The 20,958-nt window shown below is 60.1% G+C and carries 18 protein-coding genes; 12 read left to right on the top strand and 6 right to left on the bottom strand.

Annotated features, from left to right (window positions below; genetic code table 11):
• Positions 1–38 precede the first annotated feature (38 nt).
• Complete coding sequence (gene flgA, locus ACEN8Z_RS25000) at positions 39–797, bottom strand: flagellar basal body P-ring formation chaperone FlgA (protein WP_442096910.1); 759 nt, start codon at positions 795–797, stop codon at positions 39–41.
• Positions 798–880: 83 nt separating this feature from the next.
• On the opposite strand from flgA, the gene ACEN8Z_RS24995 reads away from it, so the two are divergent.
• From ACEN8Z_RS24995 to flgE, 6 genes are all read left to right on the top strand, one after another.
• Complete coding sequence (locus ACEN8Z_RS24995; RefSeq protein ID WP_007994596.1) at positions 881–1,846, top strand: chemotaxis protein CheV; 966 nt, start codon at positions 881–883, stop codon at positions 1,844–1,846.
• A 12-nt stretch (positions 1,847–1,858) separates the two neighbouring features.
• A complete protein-coding gene (gene cheR, locus ACEN8Z_RS24990; protein ID WP_007994597.1) occupies positions 1,859–2,686 on the top strand; it encodes a protein-glutamate O-methyltransferase CheR in 828 nt (275 codons plus the stop codon).
• Between the two features lie 366 nt (positions 2,687–3,052).
• Positions 3,053–3,460, top strand: coding sequence for a flagellar basal body rod protein FlgB (gene flgB / locus ACEN8Z_RS24985; RefSeq protein WP_007988729.1), 408 nt, complete (start codon positions 3,053–3,055; stop codon positions 3,458–3,460).
• A gap of 3 nt (positions 3,461–3,463) precedes the next feature.
• Complete coding sequence (flgC, locus tag ACEN8Z_RS24980) at positions 3,464–3,907, top strand: flagellar basal body rod protein FlgC (RefSeq protein ID WP_007980123.1); 444 nt, start codon at positions 3,464–3,466, stop codon at positions 3,905–3,907.
• Between the two features lie 15 nt (positions 3,908–3,922).
• On the top strand, positions 3,923–4,645 hold the full coding sequence (flgD, locus tag ACEN8Z_RS24975; protein ID WP_495596001.1) for a flagellar hook assembly protein FlgD: 723 nt from the start codon (positions 3,923–3,925) through the stop codon (positions 4,643–4,645).
• Positions 4,646–4,676: 31 nt separating this feature from the next.
• The gene (flgE, locus tag ACEN8Z_RS24970; RefSeq protein ID WP_495596000.1) at positions 4,677–6,020 is read left to right on the top strand and encodes a flagellar hook protein FlgE; all 1,344 of its coding nucleotides are present in this window, start codon (positions 4,677–4,679) and stop codon (positions 6,018–6,020) included.
• A gap of 116 nt (positions 6,021–6,136) precedes the next feature.
• On the opposite strand, the gene ACEN8Z_RS24965 is transcribed toward flgE, so the two are convergent.
• Positions 6,137–7,747 carry an ATP-binding protein gene (locus ACEN8Z_RS24965; RefSeq protein ID WP_007994601.1) on the bottom strand — a complete coding sequence of 537 codons (1,611 nt, stop codon included), beginning with the start codon at positions 7,745–7,747 and terminating at the stop codon, positions 6,137–6,139.
• Positions 7,744–8,466 (bottom strand): response regulator, encoded by a 723-nt coding sequence (locus ACEN8Z_RS24960; protein ID WP_495595999.1) that lies wholly within the window; start codon positions 8,464–8,466, stop codon positions 7,744–7,746. Before ACEN8Z_RS24960 ends, ACEN8Z_RS24965 begins: the two co-directional genes overlap by 4 nt.
• Positions 8,467–9,206: 740 nt before the next feature.
• Between ACEN8Z_RS24960 and ACEN8Z_RS24955 the strand changes: the two genes are divergently transcribed.
• Positions 9,207–12,098, top strand: a complete 2,892-nt coding sequence (locus tag ACEN8Z_RS24955) for a ribonucleoside-diphosphate reductase subunit alpha (protein WP_442096905.1) — start codon at positions 9,207–9,209, stop codon at positions 12,096–12,098.
• Positions 12,099–12,313: 215 nt separating this feature from the next.
• Here ACEN8Z_RS24955 and ACEN8Z_RS24950 read toward each other — a convergent pair whose 3' ends face one another.
• A complete protein-coding gene (locus ACEN8Z_RS24950; RefSeq protein WP_495595998.1) occupies positions 12,314–13,039 on the bottom strand; it encodes a 4'-phosphopantetheinyl transferase family protein in 726 nt (241 codons plus the stop codon).
• Between the two features lie 99 nt (positions 13,040–13,138).
• On the bottom strand, positions 13,139–13,930 hold the full coding sequence (locus ACEN8Z_RS24945) for a dienelactone hydrolase family protein (protein ID WP_495595997.1): 792 nt from the start codon (positions 13,928–13,930) through the stop codon (positions 13,139–13,141).
• A gap of 144 nt (positions 13,931–14,074) precedes the next feature.
• Here ACEN8Z_RS24945 and ACEN8Z_RS24940 point away from each other — a divergent pair, with 144 nt between their 5' ends.
• From ACEN8Z_RS24940 to ACEN8Z_RS24930, 3 genes are all read left to right on the top strand, one after another.
• On the top strand, positions 14,075–14,677 hold the full coding sequence (locus ACEN8Z_RS24940) for a hypothetical protein (protein WP_495595996.1): 603 nt from the start codon (positions 14,075–14,077) through the stop codon (positions 14,675–14,677).
• Between the two features lie 120 nt (positions 14,678–14,797).
• A complete protein-coding gene (locus tag ACEN8Z_RS24935; RefSeq protein WP_108231731.1) occupies positions 14,798–15,475 on the top strand; it encodes a response regulator in 678 nt (225 codons plus the stop codon).
• Complete coding sequence (locus tag ACEN8Z_RS24930) at positions 15,472–16,818, top strand: ATP-binding protein (RefSeq protein WP_495595995.1); 1,347 nt, start codon at positions 15,472–15,474, stop codon at positions 16,816–16,818. The genes ACEN8Z_RS24935 and ACEN8Z_RS24930 overlap by 4 nt, the downstream gene beginning before the upstream one ends.
• Positions 16,819–16,941: 123 nt before the next feature.
• Here ACEN8Z_RS24930 and ACEN8Z_RS24925 read toward each other — a convergent pair whose 3' ends face one another.
• A complete protein-coding gene (locus tag ACEN8Z_RS24925) occupies positions 16,942–17,940 on the bottom strand; it encodes an AraC family transcriptional regulator (RefSeq protein ID WP_495595994.1) in 999 nt (332 codons plus the stop codon).
• A 338-nt stretch (positions 17,941–18,278) separates the two neighbouring features.
• On the opposite strand from ACEN8Z_RS24925, the gene ACEN8Z_RS24920 reads away from it, so the two are divergent.
• Positions 18,279–19,613, top strand: a complete 1,335-nt coding sequence (locus ACEN8Z_RS24920; RefSeq protein WP_442096896.1) for a dicarboxylate/amino acid:cation symporter — start codon at positions 18,279–18,281, stop codon at positions 19,611–19,613.
• Positions 19,614–19,757: 144 nt separating this feature from the next.
• The gene (locus tag ACEN8Z_RS24915; RefSeq protein WP_495595993.1) at positions 19,758–20,939 is read left to right on the top strand and encodes a CaiB/BaiF CoA transferase family protein; all 1,182 of its coding nucleotides are present in this window, start codon (positions 19,758–19,760) and stop codon (positions 20,937–20,939) included.
• Positions 20,940–20,958 lie beyond the last annotated feature (19 nt).

Below are 20,958 nucleotides of genomic sequence, written 5' to 3'. Positions count from 1 at the left end.
CGCCGCGGCAAGCGCCACATTCCGATGAACAGTGAGCTTTACATGGACACTTCCACCTGCCCCGGCGCCATCACCTGCGCCTTGATGACTCGCTGGGAATTGAGGTTTTTCACCCGGATCTGTTCGCTCAGGCTGCCGTTCGACAGGGCTTCGCCCGGCATGCGCACGCTGAGCGTACCGCTGCGGGCGGTAATCACCACCTGATCACCCTTGCGGATGACCTCGGCCTGTTCGATATGCACCAGGGTAATCACCTGGTCGGCGACCATTGGTCGGGTCAGTCGCTGTCCAACCGCCTGGTCGAGGGTGGTCAGGTAGCCCTGGCCGATCAGGCTGATATCGCGCTCGCGCAGGATTACATCCCCAGGCTCGACAATGGCGGCGCGGCGCAGTGGCCGGGCGGTGGTCACGACATCGCGAAACAGGCGGACTTGAGCGGGTACGAACACTGTCCAGGGGGAAGCGCCCTCGCAGCGGACCTTGACCGTGACCCGTCCCAGCGGCTTGGGACTCTCAAGGGTCGCTGTCAATTCCTTGTCGCACATGGGCATGTGCATGCGCGGGTCGAGCGGGTTGACCTGGATTTCGTAGCGACCTTCCGTTTGACTGGTGGCCAGATAGTCTTCTACGGTGAATTCAAGAAAGCCCTGAGTGACGCCGATAAGCATGTCAGGCAAGGTAACCGCGTCAGCAAGGGCAGGGCTGCCAGCGTTGAACAGGCAAACGGCCGCCAGCACGCCGAGCAATTTTCGGCAGGGTGTGGTCAAGTGTCGGAAAAATGTCGGTTCTGTGTTCATAACGATTAAAAAAGCAAGCGCCGTGCCGTTCAGTGATGAAGGCGCGTCGCAACAACACTTGGCGTTGGTGTAGGAGTCTGGGCATGGCTGGTGTAATGGATTCGGTGAACCAGCGCACGCAACTGGTGGGGCAGAATCGCCTTGAGCTGTTGTTGTTCCGTCTCGACGGCCAGCAGCTGTACGGGATCAACGTTTTCAAGGTTCGGGAGGTGCTGCAATGCCCCAAACTGACTCTGATGCCCAAGTCCAGTCCTGTCGTGTGCGGCGTGGCGAACATCCGGGGGGCGACCATTCCGATCCTTGATCTGGCGATGGCGACCGGCTCCGGTGCTTTGAAGGACAAGAACAATCCCTTCGTGATCATCACGGAGTACAACACCAAGACCCAGGGTTTCCTGGTTCGCTCGGTGGAGCGCATCGTCAACATGAACTGGGAGGAGATCCATCCGCCACCCAAGGGCACCGGACGCGATCACTACCTGACGGCGGTGACGCGGGTCGACAATCAGTTGGTTGAAATCATCGACGTCGAGAAAGTGCTGGCGGAAGTGGCACCGACGCCGGAAGCGATTTCCGTGGGTGTGGTGGATGTCGAAACCCAGCACAAGGCGCTTTCGTTGCGAGTGCTGACGGTCGACGACTCGTCGGTGGCGCGCAAGCAGGTCACGCGTTGCCTGCAAACGGTCGGTGTCGAAGTGGTGGCGTTGAACGACGGTCGGCAAGCGCTGGATTACCTGCGCAAACTGGTCGACGAGGGCAAGAAGCCGGAAGAAGAGTTCCTGATGATGATCTCCGACATCGAAATGCCGGAGATGGACGGGTACACCCTGACGGCGGAAATCCGCAACGACCCGCGCATGCAAAAGCTTCATATCATCCTGCATACTTCGTTGTCGGGAGTGTTCAATCAGGCGATGGTCAAGAAGGTCGGTGCCGATGACTTCCTGGCCAAGTTCCGTCCTGATGACCTGGCATCCCGGGTAGTCGACCGGATCAAGGCAGCAGATATCAGCCAGGGGCCTGCACCCCTGGCAGTCAACACGATTTAAGAGGCGGCATCATTGTCTACGGGTAATTTGGATTTCGAACAGTTCCGGGTATTCCTGGAAAAAGCCTGTGGCATTTTGCTCGGTGAAAACAAGCAGTACCTGGTCTCCAGCCGTCTCAACAAACTGATGGAACAGCAAGGCATCAAGTCTTTGGGTGAGCTGGTTCAGCGCATGCAGACCCAGCCGCGCAGCGGTTTGCGCGAACAGGTGGTGGATGCCATGACCACCAACGAAACCCTGTGGTTTCGAGACACCTACCCGTTTGAAGTCTTGAAGAACAAGGTACTGCCCGAAGCGATCAAGGCCAGTCCCGGCCAGCGCCTGCGCATCTGGTCGGCGGCGTGCTCGTCGGGGCAGGAGCCGTATTCGCTGTCGATGTCCATCGACGAGTTCGAGCGGGTCAACCTGGGCCAGTTGAGGATGGGCGTGCAGATCGTTGCCACCGACCTGTCCGGCACCATGCTGAACAACTGCAAGACCGGCGAATACGACAGTCTGGCCATCGGTCGCGGTCTGTCGCCTGAGCGCCTGCAGCGTTATTTCGACCCGAAAGGGCCGGGGCGCTGGGCGATCAAGGCACCGATCAAGAGCCGGGTGGAATTCCGTTCGTTCAACCTGCTGGACAGCTACGCGAGCCTCGGCAAGTTCGACATCGTGTTCTGCCGCAACGTGCTGATCTACTTCTCCGCCGAGGTGAAGAAGGACATCCTGTTGCGCATCCACAGCACGTTGAAGCCGGGCGGTTACCTGTTCCTCGGTGCTTCCGAAGCACTGAACGGTTTGCCGGATCATTACCAGATGGTCCAGTGCAGCCCGGGGATCATTTACCAGGCGAAGTGATTCTGCTGGCGTCGGCAAAAAAACGGGAGTCCTCAGGTGCTCCCGTTTTTCATGCCTGTTGATTTCTCACGGGCACCACCTACTCCCTGTGGGAGCGGGCTTGCCCGCGAAAGCGGTAGATCAGAAAAGTCATATCGGCTGACACGACGCCTTCGCGGGCAAGCCCGCTCCCACAGGGTCAAGTGTTGTCCTCCAAATCAAGTAAGGCGGCAGAAAAGCGACATCCGGCGGAAAACCGTTGCCGCTTTTCTGGCATTGCCGCGTTGCCATGGCCGGCAAAGCCCCGGTTTCCGGGCTTTTTTGAATTGGCATGGGGCTTGCTAAGTTGATCCTACGAAAAATCAGGTCACCCGAAGGTTTCCCGACATGAGCATCAGCTTCGATAAAGCGCTCGGTATCCACGAACAAGCCCTGGGCTTCCGCGCCCAGCGTGCCGAAGTCCTGGCCAACAACATCGCCAACGCCGATACCCCGAACTACAAGGCTCGGGACCTGGACTTCTCGAAGGTACTCGCCGAGCAGAACGAGAAAACCAAAAACGGCACCTTCGCCTTGAACATGACCAACAGCCGTCACATCGAAGCTGAAGGCCTGGGCAATGGCGACGAGTCGTTGCTGTATCGCACGCCGATGCAACCGTCGATCGACCAGAACACCGTGGACGCTCAGCTGGAACAGTCGAACTACGCGGAAAACGCGATCGGCTTCCAGGCCAGCTTCACCCTGCTCAATAGCAAATTCAAAGGGCTGGTGTCAGCCCTGCGCGGAGAGTAAGCCATGTCTCTATCCAGTGTTTTCAACATTGCCGGTAGCGGCATGAGTGCGCAGACCACGCGTTTGAACACCGTCGCTTCGAACATCGCCAACGCCGAGACGGTGTCGTCGAGCATCGACCAGACCTACCGCGCGCGTCACCCGGTGTTCGCCACCATGTTCCAGGGCGGCCAGAGCGGCGGCAGCGACTCGCTGTTCCAGAGCCAGGACGCGGCCGGTCAGGGCGTGCAGGTGTTGGGTGTAGTCGAAGACCAGAGCAACCTCGAGGCGCGCTACGAGCCGAACCATCCGGCGGCCGATGCCAAGGGTTACGTCTACTACCCGAACGTCAACGTGGTGGAGGAAATGGCCGACATGATTTCCGCGAGCCGTTCGTTCCAGACCAACGCCGAAATGATGAACACCGCCAAAACCATGATGCAGAAAGTCCTGACCCTCGGTCAGTGATAAGGGGCGACTCAGATGAGTGTTACCGATTCCACCAGCGGTTTGAGCCTCAACGACATCCTGGCCAATTCCTCGATCAAGACCAACCCCACGACTGATGGTCTGGCGTCGGCAACCGGCAAGTCTACGGGCAGCCAGGCCCTGGGCAAGGATGCGTTCCTGCAGTTGCTGGTGACCCAGCTGAAAAACCAGAACCCGCTGGAGCCTCAGGACAACGGCGCGTTCGTGGCCCAGTTGGCACAATTTAGCAGCCTGGAAGGCATTACCACGCTCAACAACACCGTGAGCGGCCTGGCCAGCAACTACAACTCGTCTCAGGCCTTGCAGGCGTCGTCGCTGGTGGGTCGTTCGGTTATTGCTCCGGGCGACAAGGCCGTGGTAGACACTACCAAGAGCCTCAGCGGCACGGTGGTCGTGCCGACTTCGGTGGCGTCCGCCACCCTGAAAATCACCGACGCAACCGGCAAGACCGTGCGCACCATCGACCTGGGTTCGCAGAAGGCCGGCAACGCCAGCTTCATCTGGGACGGCAAGAACGATGCGGGTGAGACGGTACCTGCGGGCACCTTCGCCTTCGGCGCCACGACCTCCATCGATGGCAAGTCCGTCGCGTTGATCACCAACCTGCCCGCGACCGTCAACAGCGTGACCATCAGCCAGACCGGCGGGGAGTTGATGCTCAACCTGGCCGGGCTGGGCAGCGTTGCCCTGTCCAAAGTACAAACCATTGGTATGTAAAGCCGACTAATACGGCACAAAGGAGTGGATGATGTCTTTCAATATCGGCCTTAGCGGTCTCTTTGCAGCCAACAAGCAACTGGACGTGACCGGCAACAACATCGCCAACGTTGCGACCACCGGTTTCAAATCGTCCCGTGCAGAATTCGAAGACGTGTACTCGGCGACCCGCCTGGGTACCGGCAGCAAGACCGTCGGCAACGGCGTGCGTCTGGCCAACGTTTCCCAGCAGTTCACCCAGGGTGACGTGAGCAATACCGGCAACGTGCTCGACATGGGTATCCAGGGCAACGGTTTCTTCGTCCTGAACAACAATGGTTCGCTGACTTACACCCGTGCCGGTACTTTCAAGACTGACAAAGAAGGTTACGTTACCAATAGCGACGGTACGGCCCGTTTGCAGGGTTACGGTGTAGATGCCAATGGCAAGATTCTCAATGGCGTGTTGACCGACCTGCAAATCGACACCTCCAACCTGGCCCCGAAGGCCACCAACACCGTTTCGTCGACGATCAACCTGAATTCCACGGCTGCGGTGATCGATCAGACTGTGGCTACCAACAAGTTCGATCCGAGCAAGCCCGCCACTTACACCAAGCAGTTCACTACCCCGGTTTTCGATACGCAGGGTAACCAGCACCCCATGGACCAGTACATGGTCAAGACGGGTCCGAATACCTGGGATACCTACACCCTGATCGATGGTCGCAACCCGGATGGCAGCGACCCTGCCGTGACGGCTCCGATCCCTTCGACCATGACGTTCGATTCGAGCGGCAAACTGGTTTCGGTCAGCACGCCGGTACCGCCGACTGTTCCGCCGACCGTTCCGGCACCTGCACCGGTTATCGGCAATGACCTGAAAATCACTGGCTGGACTCCGGGCTCCGTGACCGGCGGCGTCTGGACCCCCAACGGGGCAAGTGCCGACCCGGCAGGTGTGACCATTTCAATGGCCAATACCACGCAGTTCAACGCCGACACCGCGCGTTCGATTCCTGCGCAGAACGGCTACGCGACTGGCCAGATCACCAACCTGACCATCGACGGCAGCGGTGTGTTGCTGGCCAACTTCAGCAACAACCAGACCAAGGCGATCGGCCAGATTTCCCTGGCCAGCTTCACCAACGAACAAGGTTTGCAGCCAGTAGGCGGCACCAGCTGGAAGGAAACCTATGTGTCGGGTATTCCTGGTTACGATGCCCCGGAAACCGGCACCCTGGGTTCGATCGTTTCCAACTCCCTGGAAGAGTCCAACGTCAACCTGACCAACGAACTGGTCGACCTGATCAAGGGGCAGAGCAACTACCAGGCGAACGCCAAGACTATCTCCACCCAGAGCACCATCATGCAGACCATCATTCAGATGACCTGATGCTGGAATGTGCTGTGCAAGGAGCCCCTCATCAGAGGGGCTTTTTTGTGGCCTGAGATTTTGTGTTGGATATGATGGCCTTGCCCGCGAAGAAGTCATCACAGACTACACAGACCTCAACGCTTCTCCTGATTGCGCGGCCAGCTCAGGCTGAAACATGCCCCACCCAGACTCTTGCTCTTGCCGATCAATGCACGCCCGTCGTGCCAATGGATGATGCGTCGCACGATCGACAACCCCAGTCCATGCCCGCCCGACGCACGGGTGCGGCTGTCGTCGAGGCGCAGGAACGGCGTGAAGATCTTCTCCCACGCCGACTCCGGCACCCCCGGCCCGTCATCCTCGATATCCACCCGGCAGCGCTGCTGCCCCACCTGATAGCTGATGGTCACCCGTGATTGCGCATGGCGCATGGCATTGCTCACCAGGTTCTGGATCGCCCGGTGCAGATAACGCGGTTCGGCCTCGACCCAGGCATCGTCGTTATCAGCGGCCGACAGGCACAAACCCCGCTGTACCGTGACGTCGGCGCGCAACGGCGCCAGTTCCTCAATCACCTGGTTGACCAACGCATCCAGATCGATCCGCTGGAAATTCAGTGCCGGAGAACCCTGTTCGAGCCGCGCGTAGGTCAGCATCTCGTCCACCAGCCGGTCGAGATCCTCGATGTCGTTGTCCATGCCCTGGCAGTATTTTTCCAGGGCTTGCGGCGTGGTGGCCGAGCCGATCATTTCCAGGCCAAAGCGCAGACGCGCCACCGGTGTGCGCAACTCGTGGGACACTGCGCGCACCAGTTCGCGCTGAATCGCCAGCAACTGTTGCAAGTGCTCGGCCATGCCGTTGAACGCCGAGGCCAGCCGCCCGACCGAGTCCGCGCCGCGCGCCGGCACGCGGGTTTCCAGGCTGCCCTTGGCAATGCGCGTGGCCGCCGCTTCCAGGCCACGCAAGCGCCGCTCCAGCTGACGCACCAGCAGATAGACGATCAAACCGATCAGCGTCAGGCCCAACGCAGCAATCAGTACCAACCACTCCGGCGGATAAGGATTCATCTGGTACAACGGGCCGATTTCCAGGACCCACGGCGTGCCGACCATGCCGGCAAACACCCGGATCGAATCGCCTTCCTTGCCCAGCGCCATCACGGTGTCACCCTCGGACACCCGGCGGCTCTGGTCTTCGTCCATGTCCGCCTCGTCAACCGTGACCAGGCGCAGGTCGAAGCCGAAGCCCTTGTCTTGCTTCAATTGCGCCAGGCGCAAGGGCTGGTCGGCTACCGGGGTGCGCACCAGCTCATCGGTCAACAGGTAGATGGTCGCCCGGGCCAGTTGTTCGCTGATCTGCTGCACTTCCCCGGTGAGCATCAACTGCTCCTTTTCACTGAGCAGCTTGTAGACCTTCGCCGCGTGCGGTCCGGTCTGCTCCACCAATGCCTGGCCGCGCAACACACGAGTGCGTTGAGTCAGGTCAAGGTCAGTCTCGGCAAAGGTTTTCAGCGCCAGCGGAATCCCCAGCAGCCGCTCCCACACCAGCAAGGCCCGGTGGCGCTCGGTCTGGTTCATCGGCTGCAGGTTGTCGGCCATCAGCGAAAACGTGCCGTGGGCCAGGCGCTCGCGGTATTGCTCGCTGCGCACCTGATTGAGCAAGTGCAACGCCAGCACACCGAGCACCGCCACCAGAATCAGCGCGGCGCACATGCCGCCATAGATACGCAGGAAGATCGAGTTCACAGGGTCTGGTCTACGCAAGCCTCGGGAACGAACAGATAGCCTTTGCTGCGTACGGTCTTGATCAGCCGTGGATGCTCCGGGTCATCGCCGATCTTCGGGCGGATGCGCGAGATGCGCACATCGATGGAACGGTCCTGGCCGTCATAGCCGATGCCCCGCAGCGCGGTGAAGATCTCTTCCCGCGAGAGGATACGCCCGGCATTGGCCACCAATAGCCAGAGCAAGTCGAATTCGGCACTGGTCAGCTCGATGCCGTTGCCCTGCAGCCAGGCTTCGCGCAAAGCGTTGTCGACGATCAGCGGGCCGAACTGTAGACGCCGCTGTTTTTCCGGGGCGACGTCGGGCGTTTCACTACGGCGCAGCAGGGCCTGGATGCGCGCCAGCAGCAGGCGCGGGCGCACCGGTTTGCACACATAGTCGTCAGCGCCCAGGTCCAGGCCGAGAATCTGGTCGGTGTCGTCGGTGCGGGCGGTGAGCATCAGGATCGGGCCGTCATAGCGGGCGCGGACCTTGCGGCAAATGCTCAGGCCATCTTCACCGGGGAGCATCAGGTCGAGGATCACCAGATCCGGTTGTTCCTTGATGATTCGGTTCGCAGCGAGCGCACCATCTCCTTCGATCGATACACGCAGGCCATTGGCTTCCAGGTAATCGCGGGTCAGTTCGGCCAGTCGCTGGTCGTCCTCCACAATCAATACCTGCCAGGCTTCTTGCTCCACGGGTGACCTCTGCTTGCCAAAACCACTAATAAGGAAGGATCCGCCCGTTTTTTTGTAATGATTCGGGGGGACAAATATGTATACACGCTGGGCCGATTGTATAAACGCCGCCCGTCGAGAACACAAGCGGGGAAATACGTTCGGACGACACGGTTTTTTGTGATAGGGTTCGCGCCCTTAAAAATCCGCCCGAGCGTTTTCGATCGTAGAAAATTGCTGAAAAAAGGTCCGGTCCAGCAGCATCGCGGCCTACACGCCGGTTCCTTCTTTCACACACAATTTACGCACAGGTTTATCCACAGGCAGTACGTTGCAATCGCCCCCCAAAACGCATTATCTTGTAGCCCGGCGCTAAAAAAACCCTAGATATAGGGTTTTGCGCGAAAAACCAAACACAAACCAGACATCAATTTCAAGCGCTTTTATTGCCTCTGTCCGGTTGAGCCAAACGTATTTTCGAAAGACCAAACCGCGCGTGCGGATGGCTACTGTATTTCGGCCCCGAGTGGTGAAAACGGTACGGGTGTTGCAGTCCCAACTGTCACCTATAACGGACCCCGGTTTCAGGCCCAAGGCGTGAGACCAAAGACTTCGGCATGGAAGCGGCGCCCGATAAAGCCCCCTTCCTACTGTCCCGAAGTTGTTATGCCCGGCGCTCGCCGGTTGTAGTGCTTCAGGACGGAACGGTGGGCACCGTGATGGTGCCCAAACAAACATAGAGAATGTGGAGACACTCCCCCATGCAAACCGACACAACTCGCGAGAACCCGCAGGGCACCTTGCCGCAGGCCGCTGATTCGAATTCGGATCTGTCCGCCACCGCGCCTGGCCAACTGCGCGTGATCAAGCGTAACGGCACTGTCGTTCCCTACACCGATGACAAAATCACCGTCGCCATCACCAAAGCGTTTCTCGCAGTTGAGGGCGGCACCGCTGCTGCCTCGTCGCGAATCCACGACACTGTTGCCCGCCTGACCGAACAGGTCACCGCGACCTTCAAGCGTCGCATGCCATCGGGCGGTACCATCCACATCGAAGAAATCCAGGACCAGGTCGAACTGGCCCTGATGCGTGCCGGCGAGCAGAAAGTCGCTCGCGACTACGTGATTTACCGTGATGCCCGTTCCAAGGAACGTGCCGTTCGTACCACCGAAGAGCCGGTACAAGCGCACCCGTCGATCCGCATCACCCGTGCCGACGGCAGCCTGGCGCCGCTGGACATGGGCCGCCTGAACACCATCGTCACCGAAGCGTGCGAAGGCCTGGAAGAAGTCGACGGCGACCTGATCCAGCGCGAAACCCTGAAGAACCTGTACGACGGCGTGGCCCTGACCGACGTCAACACCGCCCTGGTGATGACGGCCCGTACCCTGGTCGAGCGCGAGCCTAACTACTCGTTCGTGACCGCGCGCCTGCTGATGGACACCCTGCGTGCCGAAGGCCTGGGCTTCCTCGGCGTCGCCGAAAGCGCCACTCACCACGAGATGGTCGACCTGTACGCCAAGGCGCTGCCGGCCTACATTGCCAAGGGTATCGAATACGAGCTGCTGAACCCTGAGCTGGCCTCCTTCGACCTGGAAAAACTGGGCAAGGCGATCAACCACGAGCGCGACCAGCAATTCACCTACCTGGGCCTGCAAACCCTGTACGACCGTTACTTCATCCACAAGGATGGCGTGCGTTTCGAACTGCCGCAGATCTTCTTCATGCGTGTGGCCATGGGCCTGGCGATCGAAGAGAAAGACCGCGAAGCCCGTGCCATCGAGTTCTACAACCTGTTGTCGTCCTTCGACTACATGGCTTCGACCCCGACCCTGTTCAACGCCGGTACCCTGCGTCCACAGCTGTCGAGCTGCTACCTGACCACCGTGCCGGATGACCTGTCGGGCATCTACCACGCGATCCACGACAACGCCATGCTGTCGAAATTCGCTGGCGGCCTGGGCAACGACTGGACGCCGGTTCGCGCGCTGGGTTCGTACATCAAGGGCACCAACGGCAAATCCCAGGGCGTGGTTCCGTTCCTGAAAGTAGTGAACGACACCGCCGTTGCCGTTAACCAGGGTGGCAAGCGCAAAGGCGCTGTGTGTGCCTACCTGGAAACCTGGCACATGGACATCGAAGAGTTCATCGAGCTGCGCAAGAACACCGGTGATGACCGTCGTCGTACCCACGACATGAACACCGCCAACTGGATCCCTGACCTGTTCATGAAGCGTGTCTTCGATGACGGCAAGTGGACCCTGTTCTCGCCATCCGAAGTGCCGGACCTGCACGACCTGACCGGCAAGGCCTTCGAAGAGCGCTACGAGTACTACGAAGCCCTGACCGAATACCCGGGCAAGGTCAAGCTGTTCAAGACCATCCAGGCCAAAGACCTGTGGCGCAAAATGCTGTCCATGCTGTTTGAAACCGGCCACCCGTGGCTGACCTTCAAGGACCCGTGCAACCTGCGCAGCCCGCAGCAGCACGTCGGTGTGGTCCACAGCTCGAACCTGTGCACCGAGATCACCTTGAACACCAACAAGGACGAGATCGCCGTTTGCAACCTGGGCTCGATCAACCTGCCGAACCACATCGTCGACGGCAAGCTGGACACCGCCAAGCTGCAACGCACCGTGAACACCGCCGTGCGCATGCTCGACAACGTGATCGACATCAACTACTACTCGGTGCCGCAAGCGAAGAACTCCAACTTCAAGCACCGTCCGGTCGGCCTGGGCATCATGGGCTTCCAGGACGCGTTGTACCTGCAGCACATCCCTTACGGTTCCGATGCTGCTGTCGAGTTCGCCGACAAGTCGATGGAAGCGGTCAGCTACTACGCGATCCAGGCTTCCTGCGACCTGGCTGACGAGCGCGGCGCCTACGAGACGTTCCAGGGTTCGCTGTGGTCCAAAGGCATTCTGCCGCTGGATTCGCAACAGATCCTGATCGAGGCCCGTGGCCAGAAGTACATCGATGTCGACCTGAACGAAACCCTGGACTGGGCACCGGTTCGCGCCCGTGTACAGAAAGGCATTCGTAACTCCAACATCATGGCCATCGCACCGACCGCGACCATCGCCAACATCACCGGCGTATCGCAGTCGATCGAACCGACCTACCAGAACCTGTATGTGAAATCGAACCTGTCGGGCGAATTCACCGTGATCAACCCGTACCTGGTTCGCGACCTCAAGGCTCGCGGCCTGTGGGACTCGGTCATGATCAACGACCTGAAGTACTACGACGGTTCGGTGCAGCAAATCGAGCGCATCCCGCAAGAGCTCAAAGAGCTCTACGCGACTGCCTTCGAAGTGGACACCAAGTGGATCGTCGACGCCGCCAGCCGTCGTCAGAAGTGGATCGACCAGGCTCAGTCGCTGAACCTGTACATCGCTGGCGCTTCGGGCAAGAAGCTGGACGTGACGTACCGCATGGCCTGGTACCGTGGCCTGAAAACCACTTACTACCTCCGTGCCCTGGCTGCGACCAGCACCGAGAAGTCGACCATCAACACCGGCAAGCTGAACGCTGTTTCCAGCGGCGGCAACCACGGTGAAGATTCGGTCCTGGCAGCGCCTGCCGGCCCTGCTCCAGTGCCGAAGGCTTGCGCCATCGACGAGCCGGATTGCGAAGCTTGCCAATAAGCTGAGCCGGTAAGCGCCGCAAGGCGCTTACTCGAAACCCCCGATCAGCCTCTGGCAGGTCGGGGGTTTTCTTTTGCCTCAAGGAAAGCGGTGACCGATCTGACGCTTTCGCGGGCAAGCCCGCTCCCACTGGGGACCGAGTCTTTCCAGATAAACACGATCAACTGTGGGAACGGGCTTGCCCGCGATGGGGCCATACCAAACACCGAAAATCGTCAGGCCTTGATGCTGACCAGACTCAGCAACTGTCCGTCCTTGACCCCGAACTGCGCATCCAGCTCGGTGCCGCTGCGCCATTCGCTGGACAAATCAGTGAGCAGTCGCAACCGCACCTCACCCGACTCACTCCACTCCAGTACTTCAGCGTGTTCGAAATAAAAGCGTTGCTGAACGATCGGATAGAGCGCCTTGAACAGACTTTCCTTGACCGAGAAAGTCAGGGTGACCAGCAACGCCCGGTGATCGTGTTGACCGGCCGCCATGCGCTGTAGCTCCGGCGGATTGAGGATTTCCCCGGCCAGGCGTTCAGCCCGTTCGGGGTTGAGCAGGTTTTCCAGGTCCATGCCCAGGCCGCGCCAATGGCTTTTGTTCGCCACGATCGCCGCGGCCCGGCCAGTGCTGTGGGTGATCGAACCAGTGATGTGCGCAGGCCAGACCGGTGCCCGGTCTTCACCGATGGCCGGGCTGAAGTCCAGGCCTTCCAGCTGTAGCAGCGCGGCCCGTGCACAGACTCGCCCGGCGAGGAACTCCGCCTGCCGTTTGGCCACAGAGCGCTGGATGCTCGCCGGCGCCTCGACGGCGCTGCGCTGAAAATCATCGCTGGCCAGTCGGGCGCTATCGAAGTGAGTACTCAGCAGGACCGTACCGGGCAGCACAAACGGCAGCGGCCAATGGTCATCGAGGGGCGTGCAGCAGACGGGCAGGGCGGGGGTGGCATTCATGTCTGGCATTTTGCCGGGTTGCCTTGGGACTGGGTAGTAGCAGATGGCTTTTGTGGCGAGGGAGCTTGTCGGAATGCCCCCTCGCCACAGATGTCAGGGTTAACCAAAGATCTTTTTGAAGAAAGCCTGCATGTCCGCCCAGGATTTTTCATCCGCAGCCTTGTTGTAGCCAATGTCGGGCCCGCCATGATCGCCATGGCCCAACCGATCGGCATCCGGATTGGTGAAACCGTGCTTGGCGCCGTCGAGACTGACGAATTTATAGTCGGCCCCGGCCTTGTCCATCTCGCTCTTGAAGGCGCTGATGTTCTCCGGGGTGACGATGCTGTCCAGCGCCCCGTGCTCCACCAGGATCTTCGACTTGACGCTGCCCGGCGTTGCCGGCGTATTGGTTGCCAACGCACCATGGAAACTCACCACACCCGCCAGCGGCACACCCTGGCGTGCGGCGTTGAGCACCACGCCACCACCGAAACAGTAGCCGATGGCGGCGATTTTGTTCGGGTCGGTTTGTGGCTGTTTCTTCAGCAAGTCGAGCCCGGCGTTAAACCTCGCGCTGCCCACGGCACTGTCTTTCGTCACCGCTTGCATAAAGGCCATGGCGTCTTTGGGGTGTTCGGTATTTTTGCCGTCACCGTACATGTCGATGGCCAGGGCGCTGTAGCCCAGGCCGGCGAGATCCCGGGCGCGACGCTTGGTGTAGTCATTCAGCCCCCAGAACTCATGCACCACCAAGACCCCGGGGCGCGGGCCTTTGATGGCATCGTCAAAAGCGTAATAGCCGATCATTTTCGTGCCGTCGGCACTTTGGTAGGGAATTTCCTGAGTCTTGATGGCGGCCTGACTGAGCCCGCTCAGGGCCAGTAGGAGGACGGCTAAGAACATGCGCATGGTCGGAACTCCTTTGAAACGTGTCGAAACATTCGGGAGGGGGCGGTTCAGCCCAGGTTCAGATTGCGTTCAGGGGGAGTTCAGGGCGCGGTGCGTAACCTTGCCCCGTACCCAAAAAACAAACGGCACATGAGGAACTCCCCAATGACTGGATTCAAAAAACTGCTTCTGGCGTTCACCGTTCTGGGCGCGAGCACCGCGGCCTTCGCGTCTGACGACAACTTCGCCAGCCTTACTCTTGGACAGACCAGCGACAAAGTCAAAAAGTCCCACGCTCTGAATGACAACCTCAATCACCCGAACGCCGATGGCGTGATCGGCAAGGACACCACCTGGGGTGTGCGTCTGGGCCGGCAGAATAGCCAGGGCCGTTACTACGCCACTTACGACAACGTGTCGGGCTCGCACAACGGCATTAAACTGCGTCAGGAAAACCTCCTGGGCAGCTACGATCTGTTCTACCCGGTGGGCGGCAGCACCAAATTGTTCGGCGGCGCCACGGCCGGCCTGACCAAAATGACCCAGGAGTCGCCAGGCTTCAGCCGCGACAGCGATATCGGCTATGCCATCGGTGGCCAGGTGGGTGTGCTGCAACAGGTTTCGCAGAACACCTCGGTTGAACTGGGTTACCGTTACCTGCGCAGCAACGCGAGCACCGAGATGAGTGAGCGCGGTGGCAGCAAGCAGGGTTCGCTGGACCTGACCAGCAGCGCCCAGACTTACCTGTCGGCCAACTACGCTTTCTGACAAGCGTTTCGTGAGCGGCTTGCGCCGGATCAGCCCGAGTGACTGATCCGGCGTTGCCATGTTAGCTATTGAGGTGCGCCGTTGCGCCTCTGGAGATGTTGATTTGCCCGGGAGAGCGTTATGAAACTGCTGGTCGTCGAAGATGAAGCGCTGCTGCGTCATCACCTGAAAACCCGCCTGACGGAGAGCGGCCACGTGGTCGAGTCCGTGGCCAACGCCGAGGAGGGGCTGTACCAGACCGCGCAGTTCAACTTTGACCTGGCGGTGATCGACCTCGGTCTGCCGGGCATGAGCGGGCTCGACCTGATCCGCCAGTTGCGCTCAAGTGGCAAAACCTTCCCGATCCTCATCCTCACCGCGCGCGGCAACTGGCAGGACAAGGTCGAAGGCCTGGCCGCCGGCGCCGACGATTACGTGGTCAAGCCGTTTCAGTTCGAAGAGCTGGAGGCCCGCCTGAATGCTTTGCTACGCCGCTCCAGCGGTTTTACCCAATCGACTATCGTTGCCGGTCCCTTGCTGTTGGACCTCAATCGCAAGCAGGCGTCCCTCGACGACCAGCCGCTGGCACTGACCGCGTACGAATACCGCATTCTCGAATACCTGATGCGCCATCATCAGCAGGTGGTGCCCAAGGACCGCTTGATGGAACAGCTCTACCCGGATGACGACGAGCGTGATCCGAATGTGATCGAGGTGCTGGTCGGCCGTCTGCGCCGTAAGCTGGAGGGGCCGGGTGGGTTCAAACCGATCGACACCGTGCGCGGCCTGGGCTACCTGTTCAATGAGCGTTGCACTTGATCCGTTCGCTGCGCATTCGCTTGATGCTCGCCGCCACGCTGTTGGCGGTGTTGTTCATGCTGGCGTTGCTGCCGGCGATGCAGGGGGCCTTCAGCCTGGCGTTGCAGGACTCCATCGAGCAGCGTCTGGCATCGGACGTGACCACGCTGATCTCTGCCGCCCGGGTGGATAACAACAGCTTGCAGATGCCGGAGCAATTGCCCGACGAACGCTTCAACCTCACCGACAGCCGATTGCTCGGCTACATCTATGACCGTGAAGGGCATCTGGTCTGGCGTTCGAAGGCGACCCGGGAAGAACACATCAATTACACGCCGCGCTACGACGGACGTGGCAACGAGTTCGCGCGGATCCGCGAAGCCAATGGCCAGGAGTTCTTCGTCTACGACGTCGAGGTCAAGTTGCTCGGCGGTAAAAGTGCGGCGTTCAGCATCGTGGCGCTGCAACCGGTTCGCGAGTACGAACTGACCCTCGAAGGACTGCGGGAAAATCTCTATCTGGGTTTTGGCGCGGCACTGCTGGTGTTGCTGGCGTTGCTGTGGATCGGTCTGACCTGGGGCTTGCAGGCATTGCGGCGCTTGAGCCAGGAGCTGGACCAGATCGAAGGTGGCACCCGCGAAAGCCTCAGTGAAGAACATCCCCGGGAATTGCTGCGCCTGACCGGCTCTCTCAACCGCTTGCTGCACAGTGAGCGTGAGCAGCGCAGTCGCTACCGTGATTCTCTCGATGACCTGGCCCATAGCCTGAAAACGCCGCTGGCGGTGTTGCAAGGCGTCAGTGAAGACATGGCCCAGCGTCCTGAGGATCGGGATCAGGCCTGGGTGCTGCAAACCCAGATCGAACGCATGAGCCAGCAGATCGGCTACCAGTTGCAGCGCGCCAGCCTGCGCAAAAGTGGTCTGGTACGTCATCAGGTGCACTTGCGGCCGGTGCTGAAAAGCCTGTGCGACACGCTGGACAAGGTCTATCGCGACAAGCGCGTGCACGTCGCGTTCGATTTGCCCGACCCGTGTTACGTACCGATCGAGCAGGGCGCTCTATTGGAGATGATGGGCAATCTGCTGGAAAACGCCTATCGCCTGTGCCTCGGCGAAGTACGCATCAGCGTGCGCGAAACCCTCGGCGGCACCGAGTTGTGTGTCGAGGACGACGGCCCCGGCGTGCCACAGGATCAGCGCGCACGGATTCTCGAGCGTGGAGAGCGTCTGGATCGCCAGCACCCGGGGCAGGGCATCGGCCTGGCGGTGGTCAAGGACATCATCGAAAGCTACAGCGCCCAGCTGACGCTGGGGGATTCGCCAATGGGCGGGGCGGCGTTCCGGATTCACTTTCCGGTGGTTTAGTGGTGTTTTATCGGACGCCATCGCGAGCAAGCTCGCTCCCACAAAGGGTTGCGATAAACCTGTGGGAGCGAGCTTGCTCGCGAAGAGGCCAGTGAATACTTCAAAAAAAATCGGCCTTGGAAATCAGTTTTCCTGCGCTCGATAGGCTCCCGGTGTCAATCCGGTCCACTTCTTGAACGCCCGGTGAAACGCCGACGGCTCGGAAAACCCCAGCTGCTCGGCGATCTGTTGCAACGACAGGTCGGCGCGGCTCAAGTGATAAATCGCGATGTCCCGGCGCAGCTGGTCCTTCAATTCCTGAAAGCTCGAACCCTCTTCCCGCAGATGCCGGCGCAAGGTTTGCGGGCTGATGTGCAGGTGGGTGGCCACGGCTTCGAGGTCGGGCCAGCGTGAACTGTCGCGGCTGAGCAAGCGCCGCAAGCGGCTGCTCAAACTGTCGCCGTCGTCCGGGCGCGAGAGCAGGTCGGCGGGGGAGCGTTCGAGGAAATGCTTGAGGGTGCGTTCGTCCTGCAACAGCGGCATGGCCAGGTAACGGCTGTGGAACAACAGGCTGCTCTGGGGCCTGGAAAACTCAAGCGGGCAGGAAAACAGCAGGTCGTACTCGGTGCCGTGTTCGGGCCTGGGGTAGCTGAACGTGGCCTGCTCCAGGCGAATACGCTGGCCGATCAGCCAACTGCCGAATCGATGCCAGATCACCAACAGAGCCTCGCTCAGAAAGTGGTCCGGGTCCCAAAGTTGCGCGTCGTCCAGGCTCAGGCGGACCCATTCGTCCTCGCGGCTCAGGGTCAAACGCGGAGCTCCGGGGAATAGGCTATAAAACAATAAGCCACGATTGAGTGCCTTATCCAGATTGCGGCAGTGGATCACGGCATGACCCATCATCGCGAAGCTACCCGGTTTGCTCGGGGCTTGCCCGAACCCCAGGTACTCGTCGTCCAGTGCCAGCCATAAGGCCTGAATCAGTCGGGTGAACTGCTCCGGAGCGATACGCGCCCGCGGCTCGTCCAGCAACTCGGGGCTGATTCCCAATTGCTGGAGCAGGCCCGAATAGTCATAGCCGTGCCGACGCGCACCACCAAGGGCGGCGCGGGCGAAATGACTGGCGATGGTGCGTTCGCGCATGGCAGCAGATCTGACCGTTGATCGACGGATGGTAGCTGCGCACTGCGGGCATGAACAGGGCGGATATCCGCCAAATTGCAGGGCGACTATTAGTGGAAGGGCGGAAACCCGCCACATGCTTGTAACCGTTCGGTGACAAGGAATTCGCTGCAACCCCTGATATCAAAAGGCTTGCAGGATTTTTACGGAAGGTGGCACGGGCCTTGCGATACAACGAGCAGATGCCTGCCGTAGCGCAGCTCGACAAAACAAATCCCTCCAGTGCAGGAGGGTTCGCAATTGCGGTGTTGCGGGCAACAGATGGATGTTGTCACCGGGCACCCTTGAGGAACTTTGCAATGACGACTCGTCAGCCACTGTACAAATCCCTGTATTTCCAGGTGATCGTTGCAATTGTCATCGGTATCTTGCTCGGTCACTTCTATCCGCAGCTCGGTGTGGCGGTAAAGCCGCTGGGTGACGGGTTCATCAAACTGATCAAAATGATCATCGCCCCGATCATCTTCTGCACCGTCGTCAGCGGTATCGCCGGCATGCAGGACATGAAAGCGGTCGGCAAGACGGGCGGTTACGCACTCCTTTACTTTGAAATCGTTTCGACCATCGCTTTGCTGGTGGGTCTGGTCGTGGTCAACGTCGTGCAGCCAGGCGCTGGCATGCACATCGACGTGAGCACACTGGACGCTTCCAAAGTCGCTACCTACGTCGCGGCCGGTGCCGATCAAAGCGTTGTCGGCTTCCTGCTCAACGTGATCCCGACCACCATCGTCGGCGCGTTCGCCACGGGCGACATCCTGCAAGTGCTGATGTTCTCGGTGATCTTCGGTTTCGCCCTGCATCGCCTGGGTGCCTACGGCAAGCCGATCCTCGACTTCATCGATCGCTTCGCCCACGTGATGTTCAACATCATCAACATGATCATGAAGCTCGCGCCAATCGGTGCCTTCGGTGCGATGGCGTTCACCATCGGTGCCTACGGTGTCGGCTCGCTGGTGCAGTTGGGTCAGTTGATGGCGTGCTTCTACATCACCTGCCTGCTGTTCATCCTGATCGTGCTGGGCTCCATCGCTCGCATGCATGGCTTCAGCGTGCTGAAGATGATCCGCTACATCCGTGAAGAATTGCTGATCGTACTCGGCACTTCCTCTTCGGAATCGGTGCTGCCACGCATGTTGGTCAAGATGGAGCGTCTGGGCGCGCAGAAATCTGTCGTGGGTCTGGTGATCCCGACCGGTTACTCGTTCAACCTCGACGGTACCGCAATCTACCTGACCATGGCGGCCGTGTTCATTGCCCAGGCCACCGACACCCACATGGACATCACGCACCAGATCACCCTGCTGGTGGTATTGCTGCTGTCGTCCAAGGGCGCTGCGGGCGTGACTGGTAGCGGTTTCATCGTACTGGCTGCCACCCTGTCCGCAGTGGGCCACCTGCCGGTTGCCGGCCTGGCGCTGATCCTCGGCATCGACCGCTTCATGTCCGAAGCCCGTGCCTTGACCAACCTGGTCGGTAACGCCGTGGCCACCATCGTTGTGGCCAAGTGGGTCAAGGAACTGGACACCGACGTGCTGCAAGCGGAGCTGGCCTCGGGCGGTCGCGGCATTGCCGACGAGCCTAAAGACGATGTTCTGGGCCACGTCGAAGGGGCAACCCCGACGAACGCCAAGTAAGCCTTGTTGTAATGAAAAACCCGCTTCGGCGGGTTTTTTCATGCCCGGCGTTTGAGCGTAACGGTCACTGCACGTGGCGTATAAGGTGATTGCTGCAAAGCAATCGGCTGCCTAGGCTGTGGGCATCGTAAAGGGAGAACGCTCATGCTCGGTCCACTGGCATCACTCAAGGTTCTGGATTTCTCGACACTGCTGCCGGGGCCATTCGCCTCGTTGTTGCTGGCGGACATGGGTGCCGAAGTGCTGCGCATCGAATCACCGATCCGCCTGGATCTGCTGCGGGTGTTACCGCCCCACGATCAAGGAGTGTCGGCCAGTCATGCCTACCTCAACCGCAACAAGCGCAGCCTCGCCCTGGATCTCAAACAGCCTGAGGCGCTGGAGGTGATCGGGACGTTGCTGCAGGACTACGACATCGTGCTCGAGCAGTTCCGTCCGGGTGTCATGGCGCGTCTGGGCCTGGGCTACGAAGCCCTGAAGGCGATCAATCCGAAACTGATTTATGTGTCGATCACCGGCTACGGCCAGACCGGCCCCTACAAGGACCGCGCCGGCCATGACATCAACTACCTGGCCCTGTCCGGGCTGGCGAGCTACACCGGCCGTGCCGACAGTGGGCCACTGCCGTTGGGCATGCAGGTGGCGGATGTCGCCGGTGGTTCGCTGCACGGGGTGATTGGCTTGCTGGCGGCGGTCATCGCCCGGCAGCAAACCGGTCAGGGCCAGCACTTGGATGTCAGCATGACCGACTGCGCGTTCAGCCTGAATGCGCTGGCGGGTGCGGGATATCTGGCCTGTGGCGTCGAGCCGGGGCCGGAAAACCAAGTGCTCAATGGCGGCAGCTTTTACGATTACTACCGTTCCCGGGATGGGCGCTGGTTGTCGGTGGGCAGCCTGGAACCGGTATTCATGAAACAGTTGTGCACGGCGTTGGGGCTGGAGGAACTGGCCGGCCTCGGCCTGTCACCGCAACCGGCAGATCAGAAACAGCTTAAAGACGCGCTGAGGGTCGAATTTGAAAAGCATGACTTTGCCGAGTTGTGCGCGTTGTTCGCCGAACTGGATGCTTGTGTCGAGCCGGTGTTGAACCTGGGAGAAGCGCTGCGTCATCCGCAGTTGCAGGCCCGGGAGCTGGTGACCAACGTGCCGCGGGGCGATGGTTCAACCCAGGTGCAGATGGCGTGTCCGCTGAAGTTTTCGCAAGGGCTGCCTGAGCCTCGGCATATTGGCGCGGTGCTGGGGCAGCATACGGATCAGGTGTTGGGGGAGTTGGGGTTCAGTGCGCAGCGGATTGAGGAATTGCGGCGGGCCAAGGTGATTCTCTAGGGCCTGTCAGGTCGCCATC

The sequence above is a fragment of the Pseudomonas sp. Pseusp10 genome, from assembly GCF_059492225.1.
Note: the sequence above shows the minus strand (reverse complement) of the source record. Positions and strands in the feature narration are given on the sequence as shown.